The following is an 18,379-nucleotide window of genomic DNA, read 5'->3' as shown; positions in this document are numbered from 1 at the left end:
AACTAATTTCCAAACAGGCTATTTAATGCATCTTTTCCTTTTTGAAGCCACGAATCTGCAGTTTGTTTCCAATCACTTGTACCCTCTTGTCCCGCATTCTTGATCTTATCCCACCAGCTCTCATTGCTATTATCGACAGCACTATTCTCAGCTGCCATCGTTGAAGCTGCCTTGACTTCGAATTTTGTTTCCTTAGTATATGGTAAGATACCTTCCATCTGGGTCTTAAAAAGACTAGCTCCACCACGATTGCCAGCATCTTCGATCGAATCTTTGCTAGAATCATAGCCGACCCATGTAGCCACAACTACATCTGGTGTATAGCCCACATACCAATGATCAGTATCGGCAGCCATCGGATCGACCCCATTACCTTGCGTCGATCCCGTCTTACCAGCGATCGTATAACCAGCTGGTTTAGCATTCGTTCCTGTCCCCATCGTATATACATCGATCAACATACTCGTCATCTCATTGGCATTCTTAGCTGAAAGGACTCGCGTTGAATCAACTTCAGTATTATCAACGATCGTCTTGCCCGAAGCATCAACGATCTTCGTGATAAAATGGGGATCATAGCGTACACCATCATTAGCAAAAGCCGTATATGCACTTGCGATCTGATAAGGCGAGACCCCTTTTTTTAGTCCCCCTAGTGCTAAGCTCAAATTTTCATCAGAAGGATCCAGCGTTATCCCAAATTTCTCAACGCTATCAAAACCAGTTTTGACCCCGATCTTATTTAACAACCATACCGCTGAAGTATTTTTACTTTCAGCTAAGGCTTTATACATCGGAAGATCACCGCCGTAAACATTATTCCAATTATGTGGCGTATATTTATTAGTTCCATAAGCTTTCAATTCGTCGGGCAGTTCCGAATCATAATGGTAACCCTTATTTAAAGCCGGAGCGTACACGGCCAATGGTTTGATCGTTGAACCTGGTGAGCGCACCAACTGTATCCCCCGATTATAGCCACGAAAGACATGGGTCCCACTCCGACCACCAACGACAGCCGCTACACCACCTGTTTTGGGATCAAGCGCCACCGAAGCTCCTTGCGCTTTAGCCCCATTAGCAGCGTTATCTGGAAATAAGTAGTCATTAGCAAAATCTTCTTGGAATGTCGCTTGGTAATTTTGATCAAGTGAAGTATAGATCTTATAGCCACGGTTCATAATATCTGCTTCACTCAAACCATACCGATCGATCGCTTCTGAGATGACTGCATCAAAATAATATGGATACTTATAGCCTGAATTATAGGTATACGTATTACTTGTTACCATCGGTGTAGCTTGATATTCTTTAGTTTGAGTTGCTGTCAGTTTATTGTTATCTTCCATCAAACTTAAGACCACATCCCGCCGTTTTTTAGAAGCCTCGGGATGATCGGCTGGATTATAGGCATTCGGACTGGTCAACATCCCAGCTAAAGTAGCTGCTTGCGGAACCGTCAATTGGCTAGCAGTTGTTCCAAAATAACGTTTAGCTGCATCACCAACACCCCAGACCCCATTGCCAAAGTAAGCGTGATTTAGATACATTGCCAAGATCTCTTTTTTACTATAAGTATTTTCAACTTGCATCGCAATAAAGATCTCTTTAGCTTTCCGAGAAAGCGTCTGCTCTTGTGAAAGGAAAGCATTTTTAACTAACTGTTGCGTTAAAGTGCTCCCCCCACCGGTGACCGCATTTCCACCAGTCAATTTATTTTTAACGTGCATCAACCCCGCACGTGCGATCCCCTTGACAGAAAAACCATATTCTTTATAGAAGTTACGATCTTCTGTCGACAATACTGCATCAATAACGTTAGGTGAAATATCATCGATCGCAGTCCAAGTACCTTTTTGGGCATAAAGATAGCCTGCTTTTTGATCATTTTTATCGTAGATCTCAGTCGCTTGCTCTAACGCATTCTTTAGGCCTTTAACATTAGATGTTTTGGCTATAAATGTTAGATAGATACTCATGCATAAAAAACTCGCTAAAAAAATAACTACCAACCACCGCCATAATTGGTAACGCCGGCTCTTGGCTAGAAACCAACTCCAGAACTTTTTACCATAGTAGCCTATCGCTTGGCGCAATTTTTCTAAAAAATCGTTCATCGCATAAATTCCTTTTCTGTTTATCGTTAATTATCATCTTAGCACATCTCGGCTAAGTTCCACCAAACTTGAAAAAAATTTAATATTATTTAACGAGCAAAAAACCGTAACACAACTGTCACGGCCTTTTAAGAAATAATTATCAAAGTAGATTATCTGGATCAACATGTTCCATAAATAGTTCATACAGTTTAATGGCTAACTCACGTGAAGGGCTGATCACAACTACTGTGTCGAAACCAGCTAAAGTCCCTGCAACTTCAGGTAGCGCTAAATCATCCAAGATCGCTGCCAAAACATTGGCATTTCGCGGTGTCGTGTGGATCACGTTCATAAACTCGACAGTCGTGATCGCCGTAACTGCATCAGAAATCGCTTTATACAGTTTATCTTGCTCAGATTGATTATTAGCTTTAAAGATCACATAGCGCAAGTTACCATTACCATCCTGTTGCTTAACGATCTGCATCTCACGGATGTCTCGTGAGATCGTAGCTTGCGTCGCACTGATCCCGATCGCTTGCAATGCTTGCATCAGCTCTTCTTGATTAGAGATGACTTGCTGATTTATCAGCTGCTCGATCTTTCCTTGGCGCATTTCTTTTTTCACAAAAATCACCTCAAAACAAAAGATTGTATCTCTATTTTAACAAACTTCTGCTAGCAAGCAAAATCAGGCTCACTCGACCGCTACCAAAAATTTATTAAAACCTGTCTTTGCAACATAATCCATCACTAACTTGCGGTCTAGCAATAGCTTTCTTCGTCCCCGTTTAGCTAATCCTTGACTGCAATATTCTTTGACGATCATATTGACTAGTGACGTAGATGCACGGGTATAAGAAGCTAAAACATTTTGGTCGATTCGCCGAGGCAAACGGACCCACTTCTCATCTGTGACATCCCCATAGAGCACAGCCAAGTAGAAAAGCGTATTCTTGATCCGTTCTCTTGTCGAGGATAGATTGCAATATATATTATAGAGCCGTTCTTTTTGCAATTGATAAGCCATCTGCTCGCGCAACATTTCATTGAAGAAGGGCGATTTATCTTGGTATTCATGCATAATATCTTCGGGAATAACAACAATGATAGCTTTATCCGAAAATACGACCAGTTCTTCTTCAGTATGATCTTCATCAAATACCTCATGCGAGGGATAAAATAACTCTTGTTGCTTATAAAACGTCATATACTGGTCTTTATTACTTTCAAAATTGTAATAACGGCTTGCCACCAATCCACTGACTAAAAAGCAAGCAAACTCACCACTAAACCCATTGAACATCAACATGTCGTTATAGTCATAAACCATTACTCGACAAGATGTTCGAAATTTTTCTTGGTCTTTTTCTGGTAAACTTCCGATTTTTTGAATCAAATCAAAAACATAGTCCTCTTTTTTGGCATAATTGTTGATCTTCACCGTGAAACTCCCCCTCATCGTTTTATTGCACCAAGTTTACCACTAAGTTTCCTTACTAAAACTTATTTGTCAATAAATTATTTCTAACTATGATTTCATAAAAAAACACGAGGAGAACTAAAATAGGCCTCCTCGTGTCTTCTTTAAAATCAGCTAGTTACGATCTCTTGCTAGATCGTTTTTTCTTTTTAATTTCATCTACTAAATCTAACATTCCGGCAATGAGCAAAGCACCAACACCAAGCATATTCAGGCTCGGTCTGTAGCACTGTAGCCTGTTTTACCATAGTTGTTGATACTGCATTCATGACTGGTACTGTGACTTTTTTATCGCCTAAGATAGTAGGTGTGATCGCAGTTTCAGTTGATGTTGTTTCATTTGGTGCTTCAGGTCGAGTTAAAATATTTTATACGACTGGTATATCAACCGCTAGATCACTTAGATCGTTTCGATACTGTAGTGTTGGAACATTTGGAATTGGTACACTACTTAGATCGACTAGCATCACCTTACCTAATCGACTTTTTCTATCAAATCAGTTTGTTCAATTGGCTTTTCTGAAACTACTGCAACATTTACTTTAGAGTAATTTGATCTATCTGATGTCTAAGCTTCATTTGGATTTAAGCTCTCGCCTGGATTTATCTACATTATAAAGGACGTATCCATATAGATATTTGCTTATCATCAGGAATATTAGGCATCTTATTGCCTTGTTCATCAACAAATTCAATGGTTGAAGTATATTTCTTTTCGTATTTGTCTTTTGTAGCCCATTTGGGATCGCCTAGATCATCAGCAAATATTTGACCGTTCATTAGCAAAAGTTGAACCTACTCAAAATATATCGTAGAATGTCAGCGCTCAGATTTCAATTTACAGGCTTAAAGTTTATAGTTATTTTTTGAAATCATCTATAATTTCTCCATCCTAGCTTAATAATGAATTATATTTTGGTTATATTGTCACAGAGTAAGTTTGATTTTTGTTAAATAAAATTTAAAACCATTTTCTTCAAGATAGCAAAAGAATAATAAACGCCGGAAGCTGCGACATAAGTAAAAAGACATCTCCAAATTCCAAACATTGAAATTTTGAAGATATCTTTCTTTATCTCTAAACATACCATTTTTCAAAGATTTGTAGAGGTAAGAACAACGACACTACTTAGGTCACAGCCTCTGTTTTTTAGCTTTTCAAGTCTTATTTAGTAGTATATTTTTACATTTCATCTGGTGCCGCTACACCTAAAAGACGTAAGGCTTCTTTCAAAACATCAGCTACACTAGCTACTAAAGCCAAGCGCGCTTCTAATTGGTCATCTTCTACTAAGATCTTAGAATGTGCGTAGTACTTGTTGAAGGCTTTTGCCAAATGGATCGCATACTTAGCGATCACAGATGGTTCGTATTCCGCGACTGCTCGAGCGACAGTTTCTGGGAATTCACCTAATAGGCGCAAAGTTTCCCAAGCATTTTCATCTGTTACTGCATATGCTTTAGCCGGATCGATCTCAGTCACACCCGCTTTACGCAAAATACTCATTGCTCTTGCATGTGAATATTGAACATAAGGTCCAGTCTCACCTTCAAAACGAACGACTTCTTCTAGGTCAAAGTCAAAGTTATTCAAACGTTCATTCTTAAGGTCATGGAAGACTACGGCACCAACACCGACTTCTTCAGCCACTTGATCTTTGTTGGCTAAATTAGGATTTTTAGTTTCGATCTGCTCTTTAGCCAAAGCAACCGCATCATCCAAAACTTTTTCTAACAAGATGACACGTCCTGAACGTGTAGAGAGTTTCTTACCCCCTTGTGTGATCAAGCCAAATGGAATGTGATGGATATCATCGGACCAATCATAACCCATTTCTTTTAAGACTGCCTTCAATTGTTTGAAGTGATTTGATTGTTCGTTCCCAACGACGTACAAGGATTGCGCAAAATCATAAGTCCGTTTACGATACATTGCTGCTGCTAAGTCACGTGTAATGTAAAGGGTAGCCCCGTCAGTCTTTTTGATCAAAGCAGGATTCAAGTTATACTTTTCAAGATCCACGATCTGAGCTCCTTGACTTTCTTTTAATAATCCCTTATCTTCTAAGATCTCGACGACTTCATCCATCTTATCGTTGTAGAAAGCTTCACCGTTGTAAGAATCAAATTCGATCCCTAGACGGTCATAGACAGTTGTGAAAGCTTTAAGTGATTCTTCTCTAAACCATTTCCAAAGACGAGTCGCTTCTTCATCCCCATCCTCTAAACGCTTGAACCAATCACGAGCTTCATCATCTAATTGAGGATTTTCAACGTCTTCTTTGTGGAAACGTACGTAATAGCCTAATAAGGAGTTGATCGGATCATTTTTAACTTCTTCTTCACTTCCCCAAAGTTCATAAGCGCGCATCAATTTACCAAATTGTGTGCCCCAGTCACCTAAGTGGTTGATCTTGACCGGTTTGTAACCAGATTTTTCCATTAAAAGTGCGATTGAGTTACCGATCACAGTCGAACGTAAGTGGCCCATCGACATTGGTTTAGCGATATTAGGTGAAGACATATCGATCGGAACTTGACGACCATTTCCAGTCGTTGCATCGCCAAAATGTTCTTGTTTAGTCAAAACATCATGTAAAACATCTTCACTGAAAGCTGCTTTATCTAGAAAAAAGTTTACGTAAGGTCCGACAGCTTCAACTTTTTCAAAATTAGTCGTATCGATCTTTTCGACCAATTCTTGTGCGATCATTTGTGGTGCTTTACGCAAGACCTTAGCCAACACGAATGCTGGAAAAGCATAGTCCCCTAACTTAAGGTCTTTTGGTTGTTCGATCTTTTCAACGATCGCTTCTTCACTTAACTGGCCATCAACTGCTGCATATACTGCTTGAGCCACTAATTGTTTGTAGTCCTTCATCACTAATATCCTCCTTTAAAAATAAAAACGTCTCTTGCATAGCGTTAAATAACACTTTGCAAGAGACGAGAAATTCCCGCGGTACCACTCTATTTGATCAATATCCACTCAAATATTCACTTGTACTCTAAAAAGCGCGCTTCACCTGTTTACACGATCTGGCTTCCACCCTCCCAGACTCGCTTAACGCTGCCACAGGTTACTTTTCTTCTATCATCGAGTTTTCTTAACTTAAATAAAAAACATCTCCGGCCGAGACCAAAGATGCTCTTTGAAGCGGGTGACGAGAATCGAACTCGCGACATCAGCTTGGGAAGCTGGGATTTTACCACTAAACTACACCCGCAACAACAAAGATAATTATAGCACCCTTATCTTCGTTTGTCATCTTTTTTTTGAATTTTTATGCCGTTTTCTTTTTCATGTGATCTAAAGCTACTACAGCACGATTATGGAAATCGCTCACAACTACGGTATCATCTTTATGATGTTCTAAGATCTCAACAACTGCAGAATTTTCATAGATCTTTTCGATCGCACCGACAAAATCATGTGTCAATGAAGCAAACTTATCACATGTCACTTTGTCGCCAACTTTTAATTTTGTTTCCATTGATTAATATTCACCTACTTTGCCTGGCAATGTCCTATGAATATTAACAAACTTTAATGCTATATGCAAGTACCTTAGTCCATAAATTCGACTTTATTTAAAATTTTTAACAATTCTTACTATGATCAGTTACACTAAACCACCATAACGCTTTGTTAAATAGTCCATAATGACTCGGATAAAAGCCCGTGTCGAAGGTGTTTGCTGGGCTTTATTATGCGTCACTAGAGCAATTGTCCGAAAATGTCGCTTGGCAAAGGGATACTGCACGACATTACCTGAAAGTTTTTGTAGAGCTAATTCTGGTAAGATCCCAAACCCCAGTCCTGATTCGACCATTGCAATGATCGAGGCATCATCGATACTGTACTGGATCGAATTGACAGAAACATTATAATCATCCAAGGCTTCTTTAGTATTGCGATCATAATCGATCTCTTGGAGAATAAACGGTTTATCCGCCACATCACTAGCCACAACAGCTTTTTTATCTTGTGGTGTAAATCCTTCAGGCGCAACACAGTAGATCTCATCTCGATATAACGGTAAAACTTCCAGATTCTCTTTGATCGGTAGAGCGGAAAAGCCAATATCGAGCTCACCTAATTTGATCTGTTGGATAACTTCATTAAAGTTCCCCTGCCAGACCGAAACTTCGATCTCGGGATAATTCTTCTTGAAGGTATTGATCATATCAGGAAGCCAATTGATACAGACACTACTAAAAGCCCCGATCCGCAATCGTCCCTGATCCAGCCCGTTGATCCGAGCGGCTTCTTCTAATAACTTATCTTCAGTATTCAATAGTTCACGGACGATCGGTAAGATCTTTTCCCCAGCAGAGGTCAATTGAACTCCATTGCGATTACGGAAAAATAGTGCAAAACCCAGCTCTTTTTCTAGGCCATTGATCGAATGACTGATCGCTGATGGTGTCACATTCAATACTTTAGCTGCCGTTACAAAAGCTTTTTGCTTAGCGACTTCACTGAATGCTTGATACATAAAATTACTCATCTAGTTTCCTACCTTGTCCAAATTATTTCTCCCTAAAAATACCATTTCTCAAAATATAAGACAAGTCAAAAAAGTTTTTATTGTCCTTCATAGATAATGAACAACAAAAGGCCACCACAACGCTATGCATCATGATGACCAAAATTATCTCACACGTTTTATCCTAGCTCAAATTTTCGAGTTTTCCAGTAACTCCAGCAAACTTTCCTGTAGCTTTAGCCCCGATATCGTGTCGATAATAGCAATCCACAAATTCATGTTGAGCCAAATAACTATATACCTTCGCTTGTGCCAACTGAAGGTCGTCTTCTAGCGCTAAAACACACAGTAAACGACCACCATTGCCCACAAATCGCTCTACCTTTTCACTGACATTAGCATAATCGACCTTGATCTCATCTGTTGCTTGCAATCCGGGCAAAGCTTGCCCTTTGAGATACTCACCAGGATAGCCAGCAGCCGCTACGACTACACCTAAGCAAGCTTTAGCTGTTACTTCGATCGCTGGCAAGGCGTCACCATTAAGGGCACAGTCGATCAACTGCGCAAAGTCAGATGTGATCCGGGGTAAGACGACCTGCGTCTCAGGATCGCCTAAACGCACATTGTATTCAATGACTTTAGGACCTTGCTCAGTCATGATCAACCCGATATATAAGATCCCACAGTAATCAAACTTCTCTTGACGCAAGCCAGCGATCGTTGGTTCAACAACTTCATGTAACATCCGCTGATAATCTGTTTCTGGCAATTGTGGTAATGGACTATACGCCCCCATCCCGCCAGTATTCAAACCTTTATCAAAATCAAAGGCTCGCTTATGGTCTTGAGCCATTGGAAGTATCCGGTAGTCTTTACGACCTACCGCAACAAAGAGTGAGTATTCTGCTCCAGACAAAAATTCTGAGAGTACGAGGCGCTTTTGCCCTTTTTTAAACATCAACGCGATCTCTTCTCTAGCCTGGTCTTTTGTTTGGGCGATCACGACCCCCTTACCAGCTGCTAATCCATCTGCTTTGATCACGACGGGTTCACTAAATTCTGCTAGCCCTTCGATCGCTGAAGCCGAGTCAGAAAAAGTGGCAAATTTTGCCGTTGGAACAGCATACTTATTCATAAAGCGCATCGCAAAGTCTTTTGAACCTTCCAACTGAGCTGCTGTCTTAGCTGGACCAAATATCTTTAGACCATCTGCTTCAAATGAATCCACGATCCCAGCGACTAATGCATTTTCGGGCCCTACAAAAGTCCAGGCGATCTTTTCTTCATAACAAAAACCTTTAAGTGCCAAAAAATCGAGTTCAGAGATCGCAACTGGTATGATCCCATCCACTGTCATTCCCGGATTACCTGGGGCACAATAAACTTGACTAACATGTGAACTAGCTAATAATTTTTTAGCGATCGCATGTTCACGTCCGCCAGAACCAACAACTAACAACTTTAAATCATCTTTCATTTGCGTTTCACCCTCGCCTATCAGTGTCTAAAGTGTCTGATACCCGTAGTCAACATTGCGATGCCATACTTATCAGCCATTTTGATCGAATCTTCATCGCGGATCGACCCGCCCGGTTGAATGATCGCCTTGATCCCATTTTTAGCCGCATATTCAACACAGTCATCCATTGGGAAAAAGGCATCTGAGGCCAAAACTGTTTCAGCATCAATAAATTCTTTAGCATGGCCCACTGCGATCTTGGTCGAGTCGATCCGATTAGGTTGACCAGCTCCGATCCCTAATGTACGTTCAGTATTAGCTACTACGATCGCATTAGATTTAGTATGCTTGACCGCCTTTAAAGCAAGTAATAATGCTTTTTCTTGTGCTTTAGTTGGCGCTTTTTTCGTAACAACAGTCCAATCGGCGAGATCTTCTAACGTCATATCTTGTTCTTGGACCAACAAGCCTCCCATAACAGAAACCGTTTCAAAAGCTGGCGTCTCATCTTTAGCACTAAAATCTAACTCTAATAAACGTAAATTCTTCTTTTGCTTCAAAACTTCTAGAGCAGCAGGCTCAAAACTAGGTGCGATAATGATCTCTAAGAAGAGCTTATGCATTTTTTCAGCCGTTTTGACATCGACTGGACGATTCAACACGATAATACCACCAAAGATCGAGATCGGATCGGCCGCATAAGCTAGATCCCAAGCTTTTTCCAAGTTGTCTGCTTGTCCGATCCCACATGGATTCATATGTTTTAAAGCGACCACTGTTGGTCCTTCAAATTCGCGTGCGATCCGCAGTGCAGCATCGGCATCCTTGATATTGTTATAGGATAATTGCTTACCATTTAATTGCTTAGCGGAAGTGATCGCATATTTTTTAGGCAAAGCATCCCGATAGAACCAAGCCGGTTGATGCGAATTTTCGCCATAGCGCATTTTTGATTCTAATTCATAAGTCAGCGTCAACTTCTCTGGTGCAACTTCATGTAATTGCTCAGCAAAGTAATGTGCGATCATCGCATCATAGCTCGCTGTATGTTCAAAAGCTTTAGCCGCTAATTTTTTACGTGTTGCTAAAGTCGTATTACCTTCATTGTTCAATTCTGCTAAAACTTTCTCATAATCAGCTTTATCTACGACCACCGTCACATCATTGAAGTTTTTAGCGGCTGAACGCAACATACTTGGGCCACCGATATCGATATTTTCGATCGCATCTGCAAAATCCTTGCTAGGATCGGTGATCGTTTCTTTGAAAGGATATAAGTTGACACATACTAGATCGATCGGTCTGATCGCTAATTTTTCCATTGTTGCAACATGCTCGGATAAGTCACGTCTACCTAAAAGACCACCATGGATATATGGATTCAACGTCTTGACCCGACCATCTAAGATCTCAGGAAAATTAGTTACTTCTTCTACCGCCAGGGTCTTGATCCCAGCTTCTTCTAACATTTTTTGGGTGCCCCCTGTCGAAATGATCTCAAAATCATTTGCGACTAATCCTTGGGCGAATTCAACGATACCACTTTTATCTGAAAGACTGATCAATGCTCTTTTCACGCTTATTCTCCTTTAAATATCTGCTTTAGTGCTTGAGGATACAATTCATGTTCACACGCATGGATCCGCTGCTCGAGCGTTTCTAACGTGTCATCTGGATAGATCGGGACATGCTTTTGTAAGATCGCTGGCCCCGTATCTAAGCCAGTATCGACATAATGGATCGTCACGCCGGTCTGACTTTTGCCTTGCGTTTGATGATCGCTAAAAGCACGTTCGATCGCATGTAGCCCTTGGTATTCAGGCAAATATGCTGGGTGTAGATTAACGATCCGTTTATCATAGGCTAAGACGATCTTTTCACCTAAAACACGCATATAACCCGCTAAGATGATAAAATCGATCCGATACTTCTTTAAGGTCTCCATAATACGTTTTTCATATGAAACTTTGTCCCCACATTCTTTGACGGTAAAAGTCTCGTAGGGGACCTTTAGTTTCTGGGCACGTTTGATCACAAAAGCGTCCGGATGGTCACTAAATAATAGCACCAGCTCAGCCTTAAATTCACCGGCTTGAAATTTTTGGGCTAAAACTTCAAAATTTGAACCGCTACCCGAAGCAAAAATTGCTGTGCGCATCAAATCCCCCCTTAAAAATCGATCTCGATCTTAGCTGCATTTTCAGGCCGTTTTACCAGTTCTCCGATCTCGTAAAACGGCTCAGCAGCCTGCTGTAATAAGTCTTTGACCGCTGGAACATTCTGCGGCGCAACGGCTAAAACTAATCCGATCCCTAAGTTGAAAGTCTCTAATAAATCAGCTTGCTTTAACTCACCTAGATCTCTCAAATACCCAAAGATCACAGGCTTATCCCATGAAGCATAATCCAATCGTGCCTGCAACCCATCTTCAAACATGCGCGGTAAGTTTTCGAGCAGACCACCGCCTGTGATATGACTAACACCACTTATCAAGCCCTGTTTGATCAATGGTAAAACAGCTTTGACATAGATCCGAGTAGGCTCTAATAACACTTCGCCAACACTTTTGCCTAAAAGTTCTGCTGGGCGATCGTCCAAGTCTAGCTGATGATCTTTGAATAAGATCTGTCTAACTAATGAAAAACCATTAGAGTGTAGACCACTTGAAGGCAGACCGATCAATTTCATCCCTGCTTTAGGGTGAGTTTCATCCAAAAGTTTACTCTTTTCGACCGCTCCGACAGCAAAACCAGCCAGATCATATTCAGTTGGAGCATACATATCAGGCATTTCAGCTGTTTCGCCCCCGATCAAAGCTGCCCCGGCTTGGCGACAGCCTTCTGCTACACCAGAAACGATCTGTGCCATCTTAGTCGGATCATTTTTTCCAGTAGCGATGTAATCTAAAAAATATAACGGTTCAGCCCCTTGAGCTAAAATGTCATTGACACACATCGCTACGCAATCGATCCCGATCGTGTCATGCTTATCTAATGCCTGAGCGATCATCAATTTCGTCCCTACACCATCAGTTCCTGAAACTAAAACCGGATGCTTTAGATCTAAAACACTCAGATCAAACATCCCACCAAAACTTCCTAGACTACCTAGCATCCCTAAACGTGCAGTCGAAGCAACATCTTGTTTGATCTTTTTGACCATTTCATAACCAGCATTAACGTCAACACCAGCTTCTTGATAACGACTCATCGCAAAAAATTCCTTTCTTCTTGTTGCTTGAGTGAGGCTAAATAATCAGCTTCATAATCATACAGTGGCGTCGGATATTTGCCATCAAAATAAGCGACTGTTAGGCCACCATTTTCAACCTTTCTACCACTAGGGATATCGATCGCCTTGATCAAACTTTCCGTACTCAAAAATCCCAGTGAATCAGCACCGATCAACTCACAGATCTCTTGAACACTGTGATCAGCTGCGATCAATTCTGCTCTAGTTGAAATATCGATCCCATAAAAACATGGAAAACGTAATGGTGGTGAGGCGATCCGCATATGTACTTCCTTAGCGCCCGCCTCTTTTAAAAGTTTAACGATCTGCTTTGAAGTCGTCCCCCGCACGATCGAATCATCAATGATCGCAACTTTTTTACCTTCCACGACCCCCCGAACAGCTGAGAGCTTTAATTTTACCCCCCGCTCACGTAACTCTTGGGTCGGCTGGATAAAAGTTCTAGCCACATATTGACTCTTGATCAAGCCCATTTCATATGGTAATCCAGCTTCTTCGGCAAAACCCGAAGCTGCTGATAAAGATGAATTGGGAACGCCGATCACGATATCAGCATCAACTGGTTGTTCTTTTGCCAACAAACGCCCCATCCGTTTACGAGCAGTATGCACATTAACACCGTGGATGATCGAATCTGGTCGCGCAAAATAAATATATTCCATTGAACAAACTGCCAATTTAGTGGCATCAGTATAAGTATCGATATGCAGACCGTCTTTATCGATAATGATCAATTCACCTGGGTTAACATCTCGGACGAATTTAGCGCCGATCATATCCAAAGCACAGGTCTCGCTTGCAACGACATAAGCTTTATTTTTAAGTTGTCCGATGCATAACGGCCGAAAGCCATTGGGATCTAAAGCTGCGATCAAGCGATCCTTTTGCAACAAAAGAAAGGCAAAGCCACCTTTGACCTCATTTAAGCTTGCTTTTAAGGCATCAATAAAATCCAGATCTCGCTTTTGCCTGATCAAATGGATCAAGATCTCAGTATCAGAATTAGAGTGAAAAACAGAGCCAGCTTTTTCCAATTGATGTCTGAGGCTTTTAGCGTTAGTCAAATTACCGTTGTGTGCCAATGCAACTTCATCATCATAAAAGTTGAATAAAAAAGGCTGGAGATTATTGATCGAATCATTACCACTAGTTGCATAGCGAACATGCCCGATCGCAGCGTTCCCGTCTAAACTATCCAGATCAGCTTCATTAGCAAAGACTTCAGCCAATAGACCCTTATTTCTGAATTGCTTGAGTTTGGTACCATCACTTGAGACGATCCCCGCACCTTCTTGACCGCGATGTTGTAGACTGTGTAAACCAAAATATGTCAGTTGATTGGCCTTTTTAGTATCAAAAACACCAAATACACCACATTCTTCGTTTAATCCTTTGATTTCATAAGGCACGGTATCGCTTCCTCCCATAATTTTTGTGCTTCGCTTACTTCAACTTCAAATTCTGCATCAGTTAAGGTCACAGCTAACTTAGGCACACTATCTACTTCACCTAAAAAACTTTGCGCTGTCCCTAAAGTTTTCTCAAATTCAGTGCGCTTATTTTGCGGAACACTGACGATAAAACGACCTGGCGTTTCACTAAAGAATTCTGAACTACTCAAGTTTAGCGTTACTTTAGCCCCTAGCTCACTGTTAAATAATGTTTCAGCTAAACAGACACCTAAACCACCTTCACTAGCATCATGACTGCTTGTGACCAAGCCAGTTTGCATGGCTGTTAAAAGTTGTTTCATTACCTTATTTAAATTAGACAGATCTAATTCATTTAGCGTCCCAAAGATCTTACCCGTCTGCATCTTTTGGATTTCACTACCCGAAAAGTCAGCTTTTGTCTTTGGACCAACTAAATACAATGCATCACCCGCATTTTTTACAGTCGAAGGGATGATACGCGTAACATCTTCGATCAACCCGACCATACCGACCATCGGAGTTCCGTAGATCGCTTCACCATTGGTTTCATTATATAAAGATACGTTACCTGAGATAACTGGCGTATCAAAGACTTCACAGGCTTGGGCCATCCCCGCAACAGAATGATGTAATTCATAGTAGATCTCAGGATCATTGGGATCACCATAATTCAAACAATCTGTCATCGCTAGCGGCAAAGCACCACTAGAGATAATATTGGCACAGGCTTCAGCGACTGCCATTTGCCCACCGATCTTTGGATCTAAATAGATAAAACGCCCATTACCATCTGTTGTCATCGCTAAAGCTTTATTTGTTTTTCGAACTCGGATCACACCTGCATCGCTTCCTGGTCCTAAGACTGTGCTCGTGCGTACTTGTGAATCATAAGTCTGTGTAAACATTTCTTTTGAAGCGATCGTTGGTTGTTGCAACAACTCGAGTAAAGTTTGTTTAGGCTCGGTGATCGTTGGGACCCATTGGGGCATTTCTTTAGCTTTTAGCAAACGTTTGGGTACTTTTTCTTGGCTTGGTTCTTCTAAAACGTCATCCGTTAACGTTTTGACTGGAATATCACAAACTACTTGACCATGATGTTTCAAAAGATATTGGCCATCATCTGTTACGCGCCCGATCACAACCGCTTCAAGCTCAAAATCTTTGAACAAGTTGATGACCTTTTCTTCATAACCTTTATGCACACAAAGTAACATCCGTTCTTGGGATTCAGATAACATGATCTCATAAGCAGACATTTCACTTTCACGTTGTGGCACTTTATCTAACTCTAAAACTAATCCGCTATTTGCCTTTGAGGCCATCTCACACGAAGATGAAGCGATCCCTGCTGCTCCCATATCTTGGATCCCGACCAACCAATCTTTATGGTCATGGGTCAATTTCAAACAAGCTTCCATGAGTAATTTTTCCATAAATGGATTACCGACCTGAACAGCCGAACGTTGCGTCTCTTTTTCGTCACTGAAATCACTTGAGGCAAAAGTCGCACCGTGGATCCCATCACGTCCAGTCTTAGCCCCAACATAGATCACCGCATTCCCAACACCAGCCGCACGTCCTTTTTGCATGTCTTTTTGTTCCATCAAACCGACACTCATCGCATTAACCAAACAGTTGCCACGATAACATTCATCAAATGTCATCTCACCGCCAACAGTTGGGATCCCCATACAGTTGCCATAACCGCCGATCCCGGCCACAACGCCATTGACTAAGTACTTGGTCCGCGCATCTGTCAATTCACCAAAATGTAATGAGTCAAGTGAGGCAACGGGGCGCGCACCCATACTAAAAATATCGCGCAAGATCCCACCGACCCCAGTGGCTGCACCTTCGTAGGGTTCAACAGCAGAAGGATGATTATGACTTTCAGCTTTAAAAACTACCGCTAAGCCATCACCAATATCAACGATCCCGGCACCTTCCCCTGGTCCTTGTAAAACACGTTCATTTTTGGTAGGAAATAAGCGCAAAACTGGCTTAGACTTTTTATAAGAACAATGCTCGCTCCACATGACCGAAAACAGCCCTGTTTCCGTATAGTTTGGTAAGCGCTGGAGCAATTCATCACAGATATAATCGTATTCTTTTTGCGTCAAACCCCATTCAAGATATGGTTTTTTGGTTTTAATCTCTTCTGGTGTCATTTCAGCCATTAGCTTTCCTCCGTTTTAACTGTGCCATTTTCCAATAATGATTTGAAGACACGTAAGCCATCTTCATTGCCTAATAAAGCTTCTACTGCTCGTTCTGGGTGTGGCATCATCCCCAAAACATTTCCTTGCTTATTGCAGATCCCCGCAATATCATGCAAACTACCATTGGGATTTTCTCCCGCATAACGGAAAACAACTTGTCCATTAGCTTCTAGTTCAGACAAAGTAGCTTCGTCAGCAAAGTAACTGCCATCAGCATGTGCGATCGGTAACTTGATCACTTCATCTTGCTGATATTGATGTGTAAATGGCGTTTTAGTATTTTCGACTCTCAAAGGTACTGTCTTGCAAACAAATTTCAAACTATCATTTTGTTTCAATGCGCCTGGCAACAAACCAGCTTCAGTCAAGATCTGGAAACCATTACAAGTTCCAAAGACTGGTTTACCTGCTTTGGCCATTTTTACGATCTCAGGCATGACTTTTGAAAAACGCGCGATCGCACCACAACGCAAGTAATCCCCATAAGAAAAACCACCGGGTAACATTACAGCATCAAAAGCGCTCATATCTTCACATTTATGTGAAACATACTCTACGTCTGCATCTAAAACTGTGTGCAAAGCTTCGTAGAGATCGATATCACAATTGGATCCTGGAAAAACAACAACTGCGATCTTCATTAGGCTTCCTCCATGATCTCATAGTGATAAGTTTCAAGATTAAAATTGACCAGTAATTCTTCAGCTACTTCTTTAACTGCAGTCTCAATATCTTTTTTACTTGGATCAAGAGTCACATCAAAGAATTTACCTACCTTAACATCTTTGACTTCATCATGACCTAATGCATGGATCGCTTGTTTGATCGTATCACCTTGGGGATCAAAGACGGATTCCTTATAAGTCACATAGATTCTTACGTCAGTCATTACTTTTCCTCCTCTAAAGCTTGTTGTAAGCGGGCTAAAACTTCTTCATAAACCGGGGTCAACTCACCTAGATCTTGTCGATAAACATCTTTGTCCATATGAGCCTTAGTTTTTTTGTCCCAAAGCCGGCAATTATCAGGTGAAAATTCATCGGCTAAAACTAAAGTACCGTCACTTAAACGCCCAAATTCAAGCTTGAAGTCCACTAAAGTCAGATCAGCTTTAGCAAATAACGCTGTTAGCAATTGATTTGTCTTACGCGAAAGCTCCCAGATCTCTGTGAGTTCAGCTTTGGTCGCTAAGCCCAGAGCTAAAGTCTGTGATTCGTTGATAAAAGGATCATCTAAAGCATCACTTTTGTAGTATGTTTCTTCAACTGGTGTCTTAAACACCTGACCATCTTTAACGCCAAAGCGTGTGACAAAGTGCCCTGTGGCTACATTACGTGTCACCGCTTCGAGTGGAATGATCTCAACTTTATGTACCAATTCTTCTGTCGGGGATAACTTTTTGATGAAGTGGGTCTTGATCCCTTGCTCAGCCAAATATTCAAAGACCAATGTCGAGATCTCATTATTGATCTGTCCTTTACCTTTGATCTGGTCTTTTTTCTTACCATTCAAAGCAGTTGCCTGATCCATATAAACGACCCGCAAGACCTCGGGATCATCTGTACTCCACATTTGTTTTGCTTTTCCTGTATAAATTACTTCACCCATGGCTATATTTTTGCTCCTTTAACTTTAAAAAACGAACTTTAAAACAACATGCAACAAATATAATTCGACAATTCACATCTATAAGATAACAAACTCCTTCTATCACGTCAACAAAAAACACCGAATATTCATTGTTAAAATTTTAAAAATATAAACTTAAATATATAAAATAACTCAAATAAAGTTCGTATTTCAATATAAAGGTACATCAAAACACGAACTTTCCTTTGGATACCGTTTTTTAACTAACTAAGGTCGGCCACTACACTGTAAATTTTATGTTGTTTATAAAAAAGCCTTGATCACACAGATCAAGGCTTTTTAAATCTTAAA

General features: G+C 40.9%; 16 protein-coding genes and 1 tRNA gene. All 17 read right to left on the bottom strand.

Going from position 1 to position 18,379, the window contains the following annotated elements:
- Positions 1-2 precede the first annotated feature (2 nt).
- Entirely contained in the window at positions 3-2,117 is a 2,115-nt protein-coding gene (locus CPS94_RS02190) for a PBP1A family penicillin-binding protein (RefSeq protein ID WP_004048130.1), read from the bottom strand.
- A gap of 142 nt (positions 2,118-2,259) precedes the next feature.
- Entirely contained in the window at positions 2,260-2,727 is a 468-nt protein-coding gene (locus CPS94_RS02185; RefSeq protein WP_004048131.1) for an arginine repressor, read from the bottom strand.
- Between the two features lie 69 nt (positions 2,728-2,796).
- Positions 2,797-3,543 carry a Crp/Fnr family transcriptional regulator gene (locus CPS94_RS02180; RefSeq protein ID WP_004048132.1) on the bottom strand — a complete coding sequence of 249 codons (747 nt, stop codon included), beginning with the start codon at positions 3,541-3,543 and terminating at the stop codon, positions 2,797-2,799.
- A gap of 651 nt (positions 3,544-4,194) precedes the next feature.
- Positions 4,195-4,368, bottom strand: a complete 174-nt coding sequence (locus CPS94_RS11285) for a hypothetical protein (RefSeq protein ID WP_155820272.1) — start codon at positions 4,366-4,368, stop codon at positions 4,195-4,197.
- A gap of 397 nt (positions 4,369-4,765) precedes the next feature.
- Positions 4,766-6,463: an arginine--tRNA ligase gene (gene argS, locus CPS94_RS02175; protein WP_112195397.1), complete on the bottom strand. Its 1,698-nt coding sequence runs from the start codon at positions 6,461-6,463 to the stop codon at positions 4,766-4,768.
- A gap of 275 nt (positions 6,464-6,738) precedes the next feature.
- Positions 6,739-6,809: transfer RNA gene (locus CPS94_RS02170), tRNA-Gly, on the bottom strand.
- A 57-nt stretch (positions 6,810-6,866) separates the two neighbouring features.
- Positions 6,867-7,076, bottom strand: a complete 210-nt coding sequence (locus CPS94_RS02165; protein WP_004048157.1) for a hypothetical protein — start codon at positions 7,074-7,076, stop codon at positions 6,867-6,869.
- Positions 7,077-7,205: 129 nt separating this feature from the next.
- The gene (locus CPS94_RS02160) at positions 7,206-8,093 is read right to left on the bottom strand and encodes a LysR family transcriptional regulator (protein ID WP_112195399.1); all 888 of its coding nucleotides are present in this window, start codon (positions 8,091-8,093) and stop codon (positions 7,206-7,208) included.
- 163 nt (positions 8,094-8,256) lie between these two features.
- The gene (purD, locus tag CPS94_RS02155) at positions 8,257-9,552 is read right to left on the bottom strand and encodes a phosphoribosylamine--glycine ligase (RefSeq protein ID WP_112195401.1); all 1,296 of its coding nucleotides are present in this window, start codon (positions 9,550-9,552) and stop codon (positions 8,257-8,259) included.
- Positions 9,553-9,572: 20 nt separating this feature from the next.
- Positions 9,573-11,111 carry a bifunctional phosphoribosylaminoimidazolecarboxamide formyltransferase/IMP cyclohydrolase gene (gene purH / locus CPS94_RS02150; RefSeq protein ID WP_112195403.1) on the bottom strand — a complete coding sequence of 513 codons (1,539 nt, stop codon included), beginning with the start codon at positions 11,109-11,111 and terminating at the stop codon, positions 9,573-9,575.
- A gap of 2 nt (positions 11,112-11,113) precedes the next feature.
- Positions 11,114-11,692 (bottom strand): phosphoribosylglycinamide formyltransferase, encoded by a 579-nt coding sequence (gene purN / locus CPS94_RS02145; protein WP_112195405.1) that lies wholly within the window; start codon positions 11,690-11,692, stop codon positions 11,114-11,116.
- A gap of 11 nt (positions 11,693-11,703) precedes the next feature.
- Complete coding sequence (purM, locus tag CPS94_RS02140) at positions 11,704-12,744, bottom strand: phosphoribosylformylglycinamidine cyclo-ligase (protein ID WP_112195407.1); 1,041 nt, start codon at positions 12,742-12,744, stop codon at positions 11,704-11,706.
- Complete coding sequence (gene purF / locus CPS94_RS02135) at positions 12,741-14,195, bottom strand: amidophosphoribosyltransferase (protein ID WP_112195409.1); 1,455 nt, start codon at positions 14,193-14,195, stop codon at positions 12,741-12,743. The genes purM and purF overlap by 4 nt, the downstream gene beginning before the upstream one ends.
- A complete protein-coding gene (purL, locus tag CPS94_RS02130; RefSeq protein ID WP_112195411.1) occupies positions 14,171-16,396 on the bottom strand; it encodes a phosphoribosylformylglycinamidine synthase subunit PurL in 2,226 nt (741 codons plus the stop codon). The genes purF and purL overlap by 25 nt, the downstream gene beginning before the upstream one ends.
- Entirely contained in the window at positions 16,396-17,079 is a 684-nt protein-coding gene (gene purQ, locus CPS94_RS02125) for a phosphoribosylformylglycinamidine synthase subunit PurQ (RefSeq protein ID WP_112195413.1), read from the bottom strand. Before purQ ends, purL begins: the two co-directional genes overlap by 1 nt.
- Positions 17,079-17,327 (bottom strand): phosphoribosylformylglycinamidine synthase subunit PurS, encoded by a 249-nt coding sequence (gene purS / locus CPS94_RS02120; protein ID WP_004048169.1) that lies wholly within the window; start codon positions 17,325-17,327, stop codon positions 17,079-17,081. Before purS ends, purQ begins: the two co-directional genes overlap by 1 nt.
- Entirely contained in the window at positions 17,327-18,046 is a 720-nt protein-coding gene (purC, locus tag CPS94_RS02115; protein WP_004048170.1) for a phosphoribosylaminoimidazolesuccinocarboxamide synthase, read from the bottom strand. Before purC ends, purS begins: the two co-directional genes overlap by 1 nt.
- Between the last annotated feature and the right edge of the window lie 333 nt (positions 18,047-18,379).

It is taken from the genome of Ligilactobacillus murinus, assembly GCF_003288115.1.
Taxonomy (GTDB): domain Bacteria; phylum Bacillota; class Bacilli; order Lactobacillales; family Lactobacillaceae; genus Ligilactobacillus; species Ligilactobacillus murinus.
Note: the sequence above shows the minus strand (reverse complement) of the source record. Positions and strands in the feature narration are given on the sequence as shown.